This is a genomic window from Nostoc sp., from assembly GCF_036917435.1.
In the GTDB taxonomy this organism is placed as follows: Bacteria; Cyanobacteriota; Cyanobacteriia; order Cyanobacteriales; family Nostocaceae; genus Nostoc.
Window position 1 is genome coordinate 87,122 of record NZ_JBALDM010000018.1, and the last position, 17,366, is coordinate 104,487.

The window sequence follows — 17,366 nt, forward strand, 5'->3', positions numbered from 1 at the left end:
GACATGATATGGTAGCCAAGGTGTTCTCTTACACCGATGATACAAAACCCCAATTTATACAGAGCTTTTGTCAGGAATACGTTTTTGTGCCTCTACCTTTTTTGGCAAATCTTGATGAGTAAAGTATTCTTTAGCATGGCTAAAATAACTACTAGACTCATTTTTATCAATTACACCATTCACAACTAAACCTAAGACGTTGTGACTGGATCTGTGTAGCATTTCTTGAGCAGCAGCAGCACTGTTAGAATCAATCACTCCAGGTCGGGCTACTAACAAAATTCCATCAGTCATTTGACTTAAAGTCAAAGCATCGGCTGCCAAAAGGAGCGGAGGAGCATCAATAATTACAAAATCATAGTTATGTTCAGATGAAGAATTTTCAATTAGTGATGCCATCCGTTTTGAATCAAGTAAAGCAAGTGGGTTCGGAGGTCTAACTCCAGCAGTCAAAACATCAAGGTTATCCATAACCTTAGATACAGCAATATCAAATTCAACCTGGCCTATGAGAACCTCGCTCAAACCAACTGAATTGCTTAGTTGCCAGAGATGATGCTGAGAAGGAACTCGCATATCTGCATCAATTAGTAAAACTTGACGTCCTAGTTGAGCGATCGCAGCAGCTAAATTAGCTGAAACTGTAGACTTGCCTTCTTTAGGAACTGCACTAGTTACCACGATAGTTTTAAGCACTTTATCTGAACTCAAAAATTTCAGATTGGCTTGAATCATCCGGTACATTTCGCTCGTCAAAGAGTGGGGCGTATCTCTGACAGCAATTGTTTGAGTTGTTGCTTCGGAATTTGAATAACCGGAGCGAATCTTTTTAACAGACAAAGGAATAATTCCCAGCAAAGTATATCCAAATATATCTCTAACTTCTTTAAGTGTTTTTAGAGATCTATCTCGCATCCCTAATATAAGCAAAGTTGTAGTGGCAAAAAATAAACCGAACATCACTCCTAGCACCAAAACAATTATTTTTTTGCTTGCTATCGGCTTTTTGGGCACTAAAGCCTGAGCAATAATTCGGGAACTGGCTGTATTGGTATTCTCAACTAATTGTAATTCTTGAACCTTTTTTAATAGAGTTTGATAAGTTGATTCTGCGACATCAACTTTTCGTTCTAACTCGCGCTGATTTTGTGCCAACTGGGGTATAAGTTTTACTCGCTGTTCGTAGCTAGCACGGGAATTATATAGAGATGAGAGTTTTTTTGTTAATCCAAAGCGCTGTATTTCTGACTGCAAAAAACTTTGTATCAACCCTTGTCTAAGTGCCCCAATCTGCAATTCACTTGGGGGAACTTGTGTTTGATTACCAATAGTTTGTGTTTCATTGCCAACAGTCTGACCAATTTGCTGTTGCAGAAGAGATTTTAAACTAGCTTTTTTTGCTTCTAGGTTAATAATTATAGGGTTGTCATCTAAGAAACGGCTGCGCTCAACCGCTAACTGGCGATCGGTTTCTTGAAGTTGTGTAATAACTCCCTGTACAGCAGGCGACTGACTTAGGGCACTCACAGTTATCGCTTGCTGAGAATTTAGCTCTACCCTTTGGCGCAGTTCATTGGTTTGGGCGTTTACCTCATCCAACTGAGCCTTAACATTATTCATCTCATTGTCTAAATTTCCAATAGTTGCAACGGCTGACTTTGTTTCCTCTGATAAATCTGCAATCTGATGTTTTTGTTTAAATATTCGTAGCGCTACTTCTGCATTGTTAACAGCAGCTTGAGTTTTCGGAAGCTGCTTGGCCATAAACTGACGGGTTGCTCCTGCTTCAGAGCGATTTGACAGAATATCATTTTCTAAATAAAAACCCATAATTGTATTGATCACTGCCGCGGCTTCTTCGGGATCGCTGCTACTATAGGTAATTCGCAATACATCTGTCCCACCAATAATTTTTAGGTTAAGCGATTTTTGTAGCGCTTGTACTTCGAGAGCTTTACCTTCGTTGTCTTTTAGTTTTAGTTTGTCTATTGTCCTCTGCAATAAAGCAGGGGAAGTAATAACTTCTATCTGAGTGCTTATAGGATTTTGAGTTGCTACCAAAGGTTTCAAGTCTCCTGAATCTCCTCCTTCAGAGAAACTGGGCGAAATACTAGTTCCTGCTACTTTAAAAGAGGGAACTCTGAATAACAGCTTTCCTTCTGCTTCATAGGATGGCTTAATAAATTTTGTCGATATAGCACTCAGCAGAACTGTAGCCACAAAGACGCTGAAAGCGGGCATCCACCATCGTTTCAATATCAATAAGTAACGATTAAGGTCTAAATCAATAGATTCTCTAGATTCCATAGATTTTTCTGACATAAATCTTCAAAAGTACAGGTTTTAAGCGATAAACTCAATATTGATCTACTTTAGAGTAGCGACAAGGCACAGCTATTAAGTAACAATGATACTACTTTACAATATGACATATAGTATAGACTATTTGAGTCTAAAAACCTGAGATCATTTAAGAGTTTTTGTTTCAATAATCTAAGAGCCAATATGTTGGTAGCCTTGATGAGGGTTATTTGAAGTACATGTAATACCAGTCTATACTGATTTTTGCTTTAATTAACTCTCTTTCATGAAAGTGTGATGGGATATTTCATCTTGATTAGTTGTATTATCAATAATTTATCGATTTGTCCGAAAGAAACTGGTGAAACAGGGTTAAGTAATGGTTTAAATCCCAATCATAAAAAGAATGTCTTTAGAAGATTTTGGCAAGTTCTATGTTATCACTACATTTTTTTCATTATTTGATTTTGATGTGTCATCCTCACTGATAAACATGCTGCCACATAGAGCATCCAATTCAAACTATTAGATTCCAGTAAAGCAGATTCAGTAAGGCTAGCTAAGGCGATATATGTCATGTGTAGAAGTGGCCAAATATCAAATGCTGTTTTACTACTACGTACCCAAGAAAATCCTTTCAGATAACTACGACAAAAGCCTAAACAGAACAACCCTAGCCCTAAAAATCCTAAATCAAGACAAAGAGCAAGATAACCGCTGTGGGGGTGGTTGGGAAACCATCCAGATCCACGCCAAATATAGGCAGATTCACCATCCCATCCTTGCCAGAATCCACCATAACCATAACCAAGCCAAGGATGTTTCCAAATCATATCCATTACTAATGGCCATAATTCTGTTCGACCAGTCAGTGTAGAATCTTTACCAAGCGAACTGAACAGGATATCAGCATCATTAGACAACCAAAAATATAAAATCTGGCTGATAGTTGCCACCAATATTAGGGTTGGTATCATGACTCTATATGACCAACGCCAAATCTGAAAAGCAAAAAATGCAAATATTATAATTAATAGGTTAACTAGAGATGAAGTAGAAACAGAAAGTAGTAAAAGTAATACTGATAAGCTAAACCCAACCCATAAAATCAAACTACGTCTTTTAGCTTGATAAGCAAGGATAAAAAAAACTGTACTACTAGTTACCATTCTAGCTCCCAGTCCATTTTTGTGTACGAATACTCCACGCAGCTTTGGGCTACCAATGTCGTTTTGTATACCATACTTAGGCAGGGCTACAGCAAAAATAAAACTCAATACTATAACAATTCCAAAAGTCCAAGCAAGTAAATGTAGTTGTTGTTTTAAACTATATCGTGAAGCAAAATAAACACCAAATAAACTGGAGTTAAGGAGGGTAAAACTATTTTTAAGTGTTGTTGATGGTTCAAAAGACCAAGTAATAGAAACAATTACCAATACTATTAAAGAATAAAGTAAAATATCTTTAGCAAGAACAAAGAAATAAAGAGTTTTTTTCCAACGTAAAACTAGTAAAAAAAAGGTAACAGCGTAGAATAAGAAAAAAATAATCCGAATCAAGGAGGTATCATATTCTACTATGTCATCTTGGCTTGCTCCTCCTGACAAAATTAATACAAAGATCGCCCCTGAATACATCAGCAAGGCTGCAACTGTAAATCCTTGTTCAGCAAAAATTAATAATTTTCTCATAAATTAACTTAATTTCTCTTTTGCATATTCACTTCTCTTTGATAAATTTGGGCTGTTTGAGCGGCAATATTTGACCAATTTAAATCTTCTTGACAACGAGCAAGTGCGGCAGTTTGCATTTGTTGTTGTAAGTAGCGATCGCTTAACAAAGAAATTATTGCATCAGCTAGGGCTCGAGTATCACAGGGTGGAACTAACAACCCATCTTTTTTATGCTGAACTATTTCACTCAATCCTCCGATATCAGAAGCTACAACTAGCGTTCCCATTCCATAAGATAAAGCTGCCACACCACTTTGAGATGCTTCGATGTATGGCAGAACTGTTATTGTACTGCGTTGAAATAGATTACCTACTTTTTCAAGGGGGATAAAATCATTAATTATTTCATAGCGTTTTTCATCACAACCATTAGGGAAATACTGCTTTATGTTTTCTCCTTTTCCAGCAATAATCAGCTTGACTTCAGGTATACATTCAGCAATTAAGGGCATAGCCTCAAGCAAATATTTCAATCCTTTATAGGGCAATATGCGTCCAAAAAATAACAAGGTATATGGTTCACGAGATGGAATACTTTGACTATCACGACGCTGATATAAACTACCAAGTTCTCCATGAGGTAAAACATTAACTCGGTCTTGAGGTATACGAAATTGTTCAATCAAAATTTTTCTTAGTTGATGAGTATGAACAATCAATTGTTGGGAACGGTAGAAGCTAATACGTCTAGTATATTCGGAACCAAATACAGCCATGTTATCTCCTGGATGACGGAATACATCATGGATAGTCGTCACCAATGGTGGCATTTTGTTCAGTAACAAAGTCCAATCATACCAAGGATCGTTAGTTTCTTGTACATGCAAAATATCTGGCTGTATGTCTTTAATAATACGCATCATACTGCTCATAGACAGTAGGTTACGAGGGTCACGAATCCGTGGTTTTTGAAAGTTAATGATACGGATCTTGGAATCAAGAACATTGCTACAAATATTTGATATTTTTTCGGGATGAATTAGTGTTAAGTCAACATATTTAACTAGACTGTTTGCTAATTCTATGGTGTAATCTTCAAAGCTAAAATGTAATAAAGCAACTTTAATCATAAACAAGTTTTTATCAAATTAATATTTATTTTCTAACGCAGCTTTTATCAACTTTATATTAACTTCTTAACTCTTACTAAATAGTTTTAACCACATAGAACGGGCACCTCCGAATTTATTAATTGCCAAGCAAGCAGCAAAAAAAGTATATGAGCAAGTTGAAATCATTAAAATCAATATAAAATCTAGTCTAAGTTTCTGTAAGAGCAAAAATACCAATATCATCCCAACACTAATTAGCAGAGGACGAGGTATTATACGCCATAAACGTAACGAAAACAACTGAGTGTACACAACGTATACAAGTAAGCTAAAACTAGTAAAACCCATTGCTAACTGCATAAACGCTGCACCCATTAGTTGATATTGTGAAATCAATATTACCCCTGAGGATAATCCTACAATATTGGTAGCAATAACCTCAATTAAGTTAAATTTCTCAAAACCATTAGCTAAAAGCACATAAACAAATGTTCGCACAAATGGGTATGTAATAAGTGATAAACAACTTACCTTAAGTACTAAACTTACCTGACTAAAATCAGGATTTTTATAAACAAATGTTATTAAATCATTTCCAACAAAAAACACTACAACAATAAACGGTAATGCGATACACAAAAGCATTTCTATAATGTTTTCGGTAATTGAACGTGACTTCTCCTTTCCTAGAGCTACTGCCTTTGTCATAGCAGGAAAAGCAGCCATACTTACACTATCTGTAACTAAGGAAAAAGGTAGCATTAATTGTCCGATCACACCATAAAGACCAACCATCAACTCACTTCCTAAGAGGGAGATAATTACGATTGCCATTCTAGTACTAAGTATACCTACTGCATCAATAAGCATAAATGTCCAAGCAGACTTAAATAAGTGCCATACAAAATCTTTCTTAATTTCCCATTTTGGTGTGACCACTCTTGTAATTAAAATCCATTCAATTACAAAAACTAGGGTTTCGGAAATTGCTAAAATCACTGCTAAATGATTTATTCCATAATTCAGATGCAAAGACCAGAGCATTATCAATAAGCGTAGAACATAGACTGGCACTGTAGAGATGGAAATCAAATTCATTCTCTCTTGAGCCTGGAAAATTGCCTCTGTGATGTTGGAAAGCGAAAACGGAATGATTGTTAATCCCATGATGTAGCAAGTAGTTGAAGTGTCCGAACTATAGGGGAGTAAAAACACCACAACGACCTGCGCCACATAAGCAATAATGCTTAAAAGCATCTGCAAGAAAGTACCACTCACCAGGTAAGAAGGCATTTCTTGTGGATTACGAGACAGTTCTCGCGTAAACAAGGTTTTTAGACCCTGCGAACCAATGACCATAAAGATATAGTAGTAGCTAAATGCTAATAGATATCGCCCTAAATCATACGGTCCTAAAGTACGAGCTATAGATGCAACTAACACAAAACTTGTAATGCTTTGTACTAAACGATTCACTAACAATGAGAGAGAATTTGTTAGTAGTTTTCGTTGTCCCATTTTTTGCGAATTATAGTTAAATTAATATATAACGGTTCTCAATTGCATAGAATACAAACCTTACAGCGCTTCCGGCTATTATGCAATACAGTTTTTTTCTTGCCCCTCTCCTATCATAGCTTTTAGCTTTGAGGATGTACCTCATAGCCGCCGGAAGTGCTGTAACCCCAGAAGAGAAGTATGATTCAAAGCCTCTCTGCTTTTAAGAACTCTCGTATATGCACAACTTCTAAAATCCTTGTTTTATAAGATACAAGTCTCGGTAGGCAAGGTTTTTAGTTGATAAAGCTGGTTATCAATAGTGTCAAATTATTGATAGATATCTAGCAGAAAATCAAGGATTTTAAAATAATTTTACGTTCAGGAGAATCGTATTGCATCCAAACGAGAATCACTATCTAGCGTTTTTAAGTAACTGAGGAAAATCTAGCAATTTTCAAAACTTAACCTTATCACAATCACATCAGTAAATGCTAAGTAACCCGACAGAATTAATTACATATTGATTCTTTACAAGACAATAATTTTAGCCCCTTTTTCGTGTAATTAATTCTGTACGACTACTTAGAATATGGGTTGGCAAAATTTTATTTTTGGGCGACTAAAAAAATATTGTCCGCAAATAAATAAACTTTTCTCAGCAATTTACTAAAAGAACGACGCACTTTTTTATTGGGGATTATGAAAAGAATATTTTCTACAATAAACATGACGTTCAAATAGAAAAGACTAATTGCTATTATTTGTTCTTCTTTCTTAAAACCTAATATAGATAATAATTTTCTCAAATGAGATGGTATAGCACAATAAATACGTTTGTATCCAGCTATCTTTAAAGAATCATGTAATTCTCTATATGTATACTCTTTAAGATGCATACCATGAGGATTATCATAGCCAAAAACTGACGATACATCGTGAGGGCCTGTATGACAATGAGGTGTTGTAAAAATGTATTTCCCTTGTTTCACAAGAATTTTGTAAGCACTTTCAAAGTGTGTAGTTAAATCGTCTGGATGAAAGTGTTCAATAACTTGATTAGATATTACTAGATCATAAAATTCCTTCTGTTCAAAATTGTCTAAATTTACACCATCAGTATTACCCCAAGACAAATTCAGTGAAGAATCAGTTATATATTTGGAACCACGTTCCCTTGTAATTTCTGTAGCTTTGCATTCAAATCCATATTTAGCTAGATATTCTATCATTTCTCCCTTGCCAGAACCAACTTCGTAAATTTTCTTAGGTGGAGAACCGATTATTTCTAGCAGAGTTTTATATTTATCCAGACTTGGTTTACTATCTGGCAAAAAAGAGTGTTGCCACTCTAATTTACTATAAAGAGTAGTATAGGCTTGCTCAAATACTTCCCATCGATTTTGTGAGTTCGATTCTAAAAGGTCTTTTGTCAATTTTTTTTCTAAGTCCCAGTGGTCAAGTATCATTTGTTCCGTGATTTCAGCCTCAGCAGGGATGCTATAGGTGCGCTTATAGCGAGTTATTAGCTCAAGTCCTCTTGGTTCCATAATTAACTCTTTTAGTCTAATGGGTTTATGTGGAAGTTAAGTTAAGTAAAGTAAGGATATAAATCTTACTTTTCATAACGTTCAAGAAAAAACGGGTCGTTTGTTATGGACATTATCTAGTCTTGATAAAGAAATGGCTTTCTTGGCTAATTCCTTAGTTTGCTAACACTAACCTTAGTAAGCACCGTCTTTTTGCAAAACTACCATAACTGTTTTGAGCAGAATTTCAAAGTCTAAACCAAGAGACCAATTCTCAATGTAGTTAAGATCAAGATTTATCACTTGCTCAAAATCTAAAATATTTGAGCGGCCTGAGACTTGCCAAAGACCTGTAATACCAGGTAAAACTTCATGCCGAATAAAATGATGTTCAGAAAACTTATCTACATCTCTAGTAGGTAATGGACGAGGTCCTACTACACTCATTTCTCCAAGGATAACGTTAAAAAGTTGGGGTAATTCGTCTAAGCTGTAACGACGGAGAAATTTTCCAATCCGGGTAATCCGAGGATCGTCTTTAATTTTAAAGATAATTCCATCTTTAGTTTCATTTAAAGCTTCTAGTTCTTTCTGCAATTTATCTGCATCAGACCTCATAGTTCGGAATTTCCATACTTTAAACTGTTGACCATGTAAACCTATGCGGATTTGTCTGTAAAATACCGTGCCAGGAGAGTCCAGTTTTATAGCTATAGCTATAGCTGCATAAATAGGGAACGATAACATTACAAATAAAGTTGCAAAAAGAAAATCACAACTACGCTTTATCCAAAAATCCTTACCTGTAATGATAGGACAATCCAAATTCAGACAGGGCATTCCTCCTATTTTACTAAATTCTACATTTCTATAAATTGGTTTTAATTCCATCGGTAAAATATGTACTTGGATGCCAGATGCTTGAAATAACCAGCATAAAAACATTCTATTTTTTAGAGCATCCCAAGATATAAAAACCTCTGTTACACCTAATTCATTAAGCTGATTCAATGTTTTTTGACGTTGATATCTGTCTAATGAACTAGCATGAGCAGTTCCTGATACAATATAATGTTTTTCCTTTTTGATAAAGCTAGAAATTTGCTCATTATCTTGAGGATCACAAATAATAAAGACAGAAGAACGAACTATTTTTTTCTGTTTACGCAGATATTCAAGAGTCAGATTCACAGCATATCTTCCACTACAAATAAAGAATATGCTTAGTAACCAAGAGAATAATATTAGTTTCGGACGTGTAATATCAATAACTGGTTTGTACAAAGAACAAACTAGGAGTATTAATCCATGAGCAAAAGTTAGCGATTTGACAATATTAAAATAGTCATAGCGTTTTTGACCTTCTCGATAAATACCTTCTATCGCTAGCGATCCTATTTGAATTCCAATAGTTATTAGAATAGGTAAGTAATGACTTGGTACATACCAATTTAATTGATAACCAGCTAAGATCCAAGCTAGGGATAGAAGAGCATAGTCTACTAAAAACAGTGTTGTTAATCTCAACCACCACGAACCCTTACGCACCCTGATTAATGAAGATGCACGTAAATCCAAAGGCACTTCAGTGAATTTATTTGTTGTAATGCTTTGATTACTCATAGTTGGCAATACTTGTTGTGTAGTTAAAGGTTTGACGGAAATTTCAAACAAGTGGTAAATCTCAGATTTTTCTTCCCAAGGAGGTTGCCTTTAGAGTCGACTAGTAAAGATTATTTTCGTAGTAACTTTCAATTCTCGATCAAAAATTTTTCTTGTAGTTGGTTTTAATGCGTTTAATTACCCAAATACTTGGTTTTTGTTACACAGGATAATTTTAGTTTGGTATGGAAATTCTGATGTTTGATGCCAAAAAAAGATTTTTTGGTGATTTCACCAATGCTAGAACAGAAATCCTTACATTAATGATTAAGTAGTCTAGGTAATAATATTAGGGATTTTTTAGGTTTACTTACGTAATATATCGTAATAGAAAAACAGTTATATTACAGAGTGGTACTTCTATTTCTATGTTAGGCTTACACTCTTTCGAAGTTAGTCTAGCAATTCTTTGGCTGCATTAACTCATGTGTGCTTAGAATTTATCTATATTACTTACGCACAATTACTGATTAACAAAACTTACATAAACAACATACAACAAAATGCATTAAAAGTTTGTCTATTGTTACAAAACTTTACATGAACTGGATATGGTGCTTGAATTTTGTCCGTTTCATGAATGTTTGTAGAGAATTATCTACAGATTAATGAAAATAAATCTCAGGTTTTGATTGCTGAGTCACATAAGCTTGAGGCAGATGCTCTACATGATCCTCCGCATGATCCTCCGCCTTGTACTGAGGAGAAATACTACTTTTAGTACTCAGCTTTCAGCCTCTCTTTGAGCTGTTCTGGCGTATTCAGATCGCTATACTTAGTCAATTCTAATTAATTAAGCAAAAATTATGACTTTACACTATTGTTACATAAAAAGAAACACAATGAAGATTTAGTAATAATGATTTTTTCCTTTAGCAAAATTTAATGGGAAAGGATAAGGTTTGGTGAATAGTGTGTTTAAGCTAAATATTATGAAAATTATGAAAATATATTTTTTAACTAAAGTCAAACCGGAAAGAAATGCTTATTTCTGGGTATAATTCAACAAAATATAGTGCGGTTTTCGATTTTAAAGTTTTAGTGAAATAAGATGTTGTCGAAAAATGCTGTAGCTACTATGGTAGACGTAAATAATCCTAATTGATTAGTGAAAACTTTAAATACCAAATTCTTTTTGAAGACGTAATATTACGTGATTGGTGCAAATCCGAAGCCTTCATAGCATCTGCCTCCTTCTGTGAAAGCTAGCTAGGCATTGTTCTTGTAGTCCCTCTTTTAGAGATATTGAAGTAGTTAATGTTCACTTTGGCATAGATCATTGATCATACGAAATTATACAATGATTAATACATAAATAAAAAATCTTAGTTTCTGATGGAGTTGATATATAGCAAATGGAGATCAATAGCAAAACTTCAGAGTATAAGCAAAATACTCCGTTAAATGCCTTAACTTATATCATCGGCACTCAACTACACGAATGGAAAGACGTGCAAGCAGTTCATTATCAGGATCTATGCATACATCAGATATTTGAGATGCAAGTTGAGCGATCGCCTGAATCCATCGCTGTAGTATATGAAGATACACAACTGACCTATCGGCAGTTAAACAAACAAGCGAATCAACTAGCTCACCGCCTACGTACTTTAGGCGTGGGGACTGAAGTACTTGTAGGTATTTGCCTAGAGCGTTCATTGGAAATGATCGTAGGAATACTGGGTATTCTCAAAGCTGGGGGCGCTTATGTACCCTTAGATCCCGCATATCCGCCAGAGCGTTTAGCCTTCATCTTGGAAGACACCCAGGCACCAGTGTTGTTAACCCAAGAGAAATTTGTCAATAACTTACCGCCGCACCAAGCACAAGTAATTTGTCTGGATTCAAACTGGCAAGCTAACGCCCAAAATAGTCAGGAAAATCCTGTAAATCAAACGAAAGATGATAACCTCATCTACGTAATCTACACATCTGGTTCTACAGGACAGCCCAAGGGTGTAATGATCCCTCACCGTGGTATCCGCAACCAACTATACTGGCGGCAAACAACCTTTAAATTAACTCAGGAAGATAAGGTTTTACTGACTATTTCTTTTAGCTTCGACCCCTCTGTATGGCAGATATTTTGGCCATTGTGCTTCGGAGGGCAATTGATCCTGGCTCGCCCTGGTGGACATCAAGATACAGCCTACCTTGTGAAGGTGATTACTGAGCAGCAAATCAGCGTCTTGGCCTTAGTACCTTCTATACTGCGTGTCTTACTAGAAGAGAAGGGAATTGAGAATTGCCGATTTCTCCGGCATATTACCTCTGGTGGTGAAGCATTACCTGGCGAACTCATAGAACGCTTCTTTGCCCAACTCAATTTTGACAATGTTCTCCATAATTGCTATGGCCCGACAGAAGCTTCAATTGATACCACTTTCTGGACTTGCGAACGTGGGACTAATTATGTTACTGCTCCCATTGGTCGCCCCATTGCCAATGCAGAGATTCATATCCTTGATGAAAATTTGCAGCCTGTAACTGTTGGTGAATCAGGTGAACTGCATATTGGGGGTATTGGTCTAGCGCGAGGCTATCTTAACCGTCCTGAATTAACCACAGAGAAGTTCATTTCTAACCCTTTTAGCTCTGAAGTTGGGGCACGTCTTTACAAAACTGGGGACTTGGCGCGTTACTTAAGCGATGGAAATATCGAGTTTCTTGGTCGCATTGACCACCAAGTAAAAATACGTGGCTTCCGAATTGAATTAGGAGAAATTGAAGCCGTACTAAGTCAACATCCGAGACTGATACAGACCTTAGTCATAGCTAGAGAGGATGTTCCTGGTGACAAGCAGCTTGTTGCATATATTGTTCCAAATCCAGAGCAAATCCCTAGCCAGATGGAATTGCGTCGATTTTTGGAAACTCGGTTGCCTGAATACATGGTGCCTGGTTTCTTTGTATTTTTGGAGAGTCTGCCATTAAATCCCAATGGTAAAATAGACCGCCGCGCCTTGCCAGCACCGGATATATCTGATATTAGGTTGTTAAGTAACTTTGTTCCACCGCAGAATGCTACAGAAGAAGTTTTAGCCGGCATCTGGGTGAAAGTTTTACGTCTACAAGAAGTGGGAATCCATGACAATTTTTTTGAATTGGGAGGTCATTCACTGCTGGCCACTCAAGTAATTTCTCGGGTTCGCCAAGCTTTTCAGATAGATATACCGTTGCAAGTATTATTTGAGAATCCCACGATCGCTACTTTAGCTCAAGTATTCACCCAAAATAACAGTCGAGGAAATGATCCCCAAGATCAGACTATTCCGTACATAGCCAACCGGGAATCAGCCCCTTTATCTTTTGCCCAGCAGCGAGTCTGGTTTTTGCAGCAGTTGCAACCCGATAGCCGAGCATATATCCTCTCAAATGCACACCGCTTAACGGGTAAGTTAAATGTCGCTGTATTACAACAATCATTAGATGCGATCGTTGTCCATCATGAAGCACTGCGAACCAACTTTATTACATCAGTTGATGGCAGCCCGATACAAGTAATTGGCACGCCTCGGACTGTGGAACTCAAAATAATTGAGATAACACAGGAGCAAGTTGAATCTCTGCTAAGAGAAGAGACGCAACGCCCCTTCAATTTAGAATCTGACTTGATGCTGCGAGCGACTTTGCTCCAGGTGGATGAACAGGAGCATATACTCTTGTTGGTTATGCACCACATCGCCTCAGATGGCTGGTCGCTAGGCATTATTGGGCAGCAGTTAGCAGAACTTTATCAAGCCTTTTTGAGCGGGAAGGCTTCTCCCTTGCCAAAATTGCCCATCCAGTATGCCGATTTTGCTGTTTGGCAACACCAATGGCTATCGGGTGAAAAACTCTCCAGCCAAATCGAATATTGGAAAACCCAGTCAGCAGGTGCTAATACTGTATTAGAATTACCAACCGACCGACCACGGCCACCAGTTCAAACTTACCAGGGAGCAGTGCAATCCCTGATGCTACCTCAAAATCTGAGTGCCTCCTTAAAAGAACTCTCGCATCAGCAGGGTGTCACACTATTCATGACATTGCTGGCGGCTTTTGGGACAATATTGTATCGCTACACTGGGCAAGAAGATATTCTCATCGGTTCGCCTATTGCTGGTCGGAACCAAGTTGAAACCGAAGGTTTGATTGGCTTTTTTGTCAATACCCTAGCCATACGCACTAAACTTGCAGGCAATCCAAGTTTCCGGCAGTTACTTAGTCAAGTTCGAGAAGTAACACTAGGAGCATACTCCCACCAAGATTTACCCTTTGAAAAGCTAGTAGAAGAACTACAGCCAGAGCGAGATATGAGCCACTCGCCACTTTTTCAGGTAATGTTTGCCTTCCACAATACCCCAAGTCAAGTTTGGGAACTTCCGGGATTAACCATTACTCCTCTAGAAGTCCATAGCAGCGCAGCAAAGTTTGATCTTACCCTCGATATTAAAGAAACTTCACAGGGGATCAAAGCTGGAATTGAATACAACACAGACTTATTCGATGATACAACGATCGCTAGAATGCTAGGGAATTTCCAAACTTTACTTGCAGGGATCGTCACCAACCCAGAACAGCAGATTGCAAATTTACCTCTGTTAACAGCATCTGAGGAGCATCAGCTACTGGTGGAGTGGAATAATACTCAAACTGACTACCCCAAAAATACCTGCATCCATCAGTTATTTGCAGATCAAACCGAAAGAACTCCCAACGCCATTGCCGTAATTTTTGAGAACCAGCAATTAACTTACCAGGAACTCAATGATTATGCTAATCAGCTAGCGCATTATCTGCAATCACTGGGAGTCAAACCAGAAATGGCTGTGGGGATTTGTGTAGAGCGATCGCTAAATCTTATAATTGGACTCTTAGGTATCCTAAAAGCAGGTGCATTCTATGTACCTTTAGACCCAGCCTATCCCCAAGAGCGCTTGGCGTTCATGTTGCAAGACTCACAAATTTCTATTTTATTAACTCAGCAACATTTATTAAAAACTCTTCCATCTCACCAAGCCCAAGTTATCTGTTTAGATAGCGACAGAGATTCTATCGCCGCACATCAGCAAAATTCGCCAAAAACAGACGTTACACCCGATAATTTAATTTACACAATTTATACTTCTGGCTCCACAGGCAAACCCAAAGGTGTACAAATTACTCACCGCAACGTCCTTAACTTCCTCACAGGGATGCAACAGCATCTACAATTAACTAATCTTGATAGTCTGTTGTCAGTTACTTCTCTATCTTTTGATATTGCGGGTTTAGAAATTTTTCTCCCCTTAACACTAGGAGCCAAGATAATTTTAGTCAGTCGGGAAGTTGCGGCTGACGGGTTCAAGTTATTACAACAACTCAATAACTCTGATGCAACTGTTATGCAAGCCACCCCTGTGACTTGGCAAATGCTACTAGAAGTAGGATGGAAAGGAAATGCACAACTGAAAATTCTGTCTGGTGGTGAAGCTTTACCTCAAAATTTAGCTCAACATTTACATCAAAGAGTTGCTGAAGTTTGGAACTTATACGGGCCAACAGAAACAACTGTTTGGTCTACAATTAATCGAATTGAGCAGCAAGAAGCTTTAGTTACCATTGGCCGTCCCATAGTCAACACCCAGATTTACATTTTAGATAAATATTTGCAACCTCTACCTATGGGTGTTCCGGGAGAATTGCATATTGGTGGTGCAGGTTTAGCACGGGGTTATTTTCATCAGGCTAAACTAACAACAGAAAAATTTATTGATAATCCCTTCAGTTGTGACTCTGAAAGCCGCCTTTACAAAACAGGTGACTTAGCCCGCTACCTAAGTGATGGTAATATTGAATATCTCGGTCGCCTCGATAATCAAGTAAAAATTCGTGGTTTCCGCATCGAACTAGGAGAAATTGAAGCTTTACTAGCACAACACCCAAGCGTACAGCAAAATGTCGTCATAGCTAAAGCTGATAATTTAGAAAACCAGCGACTAGTCGCCTATATTATTCCTCACCCACAACAGACACCAACCAGAGATGAACTGCGCCACTTTCTTAAACAGAAATTGCCAGAATATATGGTTCCTAGTGCTTTCGTTTTATTAGATAGCCTACCCCTAACCCCCAACAGCAAAATCGACCGCCGCGCTTTACCAGCACCAGACTCAACAAGGCTTGATTCGGAAAACACATATCTTGCTCCCCGCGATGAATTAGAATTACAACTGACCAAAATTTGGGAACAAGTTTTAGGTATTGAGCCTATCGGTATCAGAGACAACTTTTTTGAGTTAGGAGGACATTCGATATTAGCAGTAAAACTGTTTTGGCAAATCGAGAAGACATTTAATAAAAATCTGCCCCTTGCCATTCTGTTCCAGTCAGGTACTGTAGAGGCTCTAGCCAAAATAATCTGCCAAGAAGAAGAAAATGAAACAAGAAACTTGGCTTTAGCAACTACCTTAGACCAATCAAAATCTAGCTGGTCATCTCTAGTAGAAATTCAACCCAATGGTTCCAAACCACCTTTTTTCTGTATTCATGGACTGGGTGGAGAAGTATTGTGTTTCCGGGAATTGGCAATGCATCTGGGATCAGATCAACCATTTTATGCACTCCAGCCACAAGAACTAGACGGAAAAAAGCCGTCACCGTCGCGGATTGAAGATATGGCTGCTCATTACATCCAAGAAATCCAGACCTTTGAGCCGAATGGGCCTTATTTTCTGGGAGGTTATTCTTTTGGGAGTGTAGTTGCTTTTGAGATGGCTAGGCAACTCCAAGAGCAAGGTAAAGAAGTTGGTATTCTAGTTATCCTTGATAGTTGTCGTCCAGGTTATAGTTGGCGGGCATCATTTATCAAGCGACTTCTTTTGCATTTAAATAACCTAGTTCAAAAAGGGCCTAGCTATCTTTGGCAACAGATTTTCAAATGGAGTCATTGGCGTAAGGAAAATCTCCAAAATAAATATAGACGTTACTTGGAAGATGTGCTTCCTTTAGCTGAAACTGACAAGCATTTTAAAATTATAAATGCTAATACTCAAGCCGTCAGTCAATATATATTTACACCTTACCTTGGTCGAGCTACCCTCTTACGAACAGAAGATGCTAATCGAGATGAAGCTATAGGCACACAATACGATCCCGAATTCGGCTGGGGCAACCTAGTGACTGAAGGATTAGATATTCATTACGTTCCCGGATCTCACCTTGCCCTACTTAATGAACCCAACGTACAGGTATTAGCCGAAATATTAAGAAATTGCTTAACTCAGGCACAGTCTCCAAAAAACTAATTTGAATTTTTACTCAGTTTATCAGAACAGAATTCAGCACTACTGGTCTAAACACAAATTGGGCGAATAATCGAAAAAGGCTTGCTAGTTGTAACTAGGATGAGATAATTATTCTGTGGAACGAGAACAGTGGTCGCAGTCAAATAAGTAGGTAGGCGTAATTAAATATTAAGATCAAACCTCACCCTCAATCCCTCTCCAAAGTATCAGAGAGGGAAGCCGGAGGCAGGGTGAGATTTTATATTTAATTTGACCCACTTACTTAACCAAAAGACTTGACCGATTTAATATGCAATAAATCTTGTTAGTGTCACGGATTGA

At 37.6% G+C, this 17,366-nt stretch carries 7 protein-coding genes; 1 reads left to right on the forward strand and 6 read right to left on the reverse strand.

The window, feature by feature from the left end; translation table 11 throughout:
* Nucleotides 1–54 precede the first annotated feature (54 nt).
* The 6 genes from V7K98_RS07700 to V7K98_RS07725 form a co-directional block, all read right to left on the reverse strand.
* The gene (locus tag V7K98_RS07700) at nt 55–2,322 is read right to left on the reverse strand and encodes a GumC family protein (protein WP_335020388.1); all 2,268 of its coding nucleotides are present in this window, start codon (nt 2,320–2,322) and stop codon (nt 55–57) included.
* A 422-nt stretch (nt 2,323–2,744) separates the two neighbouring features.
* Complete coding sequence (locus V7K98_RS07705) at nt 2,745–3,995, reverse strand: O-antigen ligase family protein (RefSeq protein ID WP_335020390.1); 1,251 nt, start codon at nt 3,993–3,995, stop codon at nt 2,745–2,747.
* 8 nt (nt 3,996–4,003) lie between these two features.
* On the reverse strand, nt 4,004–5,107 hold the full coding sequence (locus V7K98_RS07710) for a glycosyltransferase family 4 protein (RefSeq protein WP_335020392.1): 1,104 nt from the start codon (nt 5,105–5,107) through the stop codon (nt 4,004–4,006).
* Nucleotides 5,108–5,173: 66 nt separating this feature from the next.
* Nucleotides 5,174–6,607 carry an oligosaccharide flippase family protein gene (locus tag V7K98_RS07715; RefSeq protein ID WP_335020394.1) on the reverse strand — a complete coding sequence of 478 codons (1,434 nt, stop codon included), beginning with the start codon at nt 6,605–6,607 and terminating at the stop codon, nt 5,174–5,176.
* A 587-nt stretch (nt 6,608–7,194) separates the two neighbouring features.
* The gene (locus V7K98_RS07720; protein ID WP_335020396.1) at nt 7,195–8,136 is read right to left on the reverse strand and encodes a class I SAM-dependent methyltransferase; all 942 of its coding nucleotides are present in this window, start codon (nt 8,134–8,136) and stop codon (nt 7,195–7,197) included.
* Between the two features lie 174 nt (nt 8,137–8,310).
* Complete coding sequence (locus V7K98_RS07725; RefSeq protein ID WP_335020398.1) at nt 8,311–9,738, reverse strand: sugar transferase; 1,428 nt, start codon at nt 9,736–9,738, stop codon at nt 8,311–8,313.
* A 1,394-nt stretch (nt 9,739–11,132) separates the two neighbouring features.
* Between V7K98_RS07725 and V7K98_RS07730 the strand changes: the two genes are divergently transcribed.
* Nucleotides 11,133–17,045 (forward strand): amino acid adenylation domain-containing protein, encoded by a 5,913-nt coding sequence (locus tag V7K98_RS07730; protein WP_335020400.1) that lies wholly within the window; start codon nt 11,133–11,135, stop codon nt 17,043–17,045.
* Nucleotides 17,046–17,366: the final 321 nt, after the last annotated feature.

Bases quoted from the DNA above. Each gene is read 5' to 3' on its own strand.
- V7K98_RS07700 (WP_335020388.1), bottom strand. From the start codon at position 2,322: ATGTCAGAAAAATCTATGGAATCTAGAGAATCTATTGATTTAGACCTT.
- V7K98_RS07705 (WP_335020390.1), bottom strand. From the start codon at position 3,995: ATGAGAAAATTATTAATTTTTGCTGAACAAGGATTTACAGTTGCAGCC.
- V7K98_RS07710 (WP_335020392.1), bottom strand. From the start codon at position 5,107: ATGATTAAAGTTGCTTTATTACATTTTAGCTTTGAAGATTACACCATA.
- V7K98_RS07715 (WP_335020394.1), bottom strand. From the start codon at position 6,607: ATGGGACAACGAAAACTACTAACAAATTCTCTCTCATTGTTAGTGAAT.
- V7K98_RS07720 (WP_335020396.1), bottom strand. From the start codon at position 8,136: ATGGAACCAAGAGGACTTGAGCTAATAACTCGCTATAAGCGCACCTAT.
- V7K98_RS07725 (WP_335020398.1), bottom strand. From the start codon at position 9,738: ATGAGTAATCAAAGCATTACAACAAATAAATTCACTGAAGTGCCTTTG.
- V7K98_RS07730 (WP_335020400.1), top strand. From the start codon at position 11,133: ATGGAGATCAATAGCAAAACTTCAGAGTATAAGCAAAATACTCCGTTA.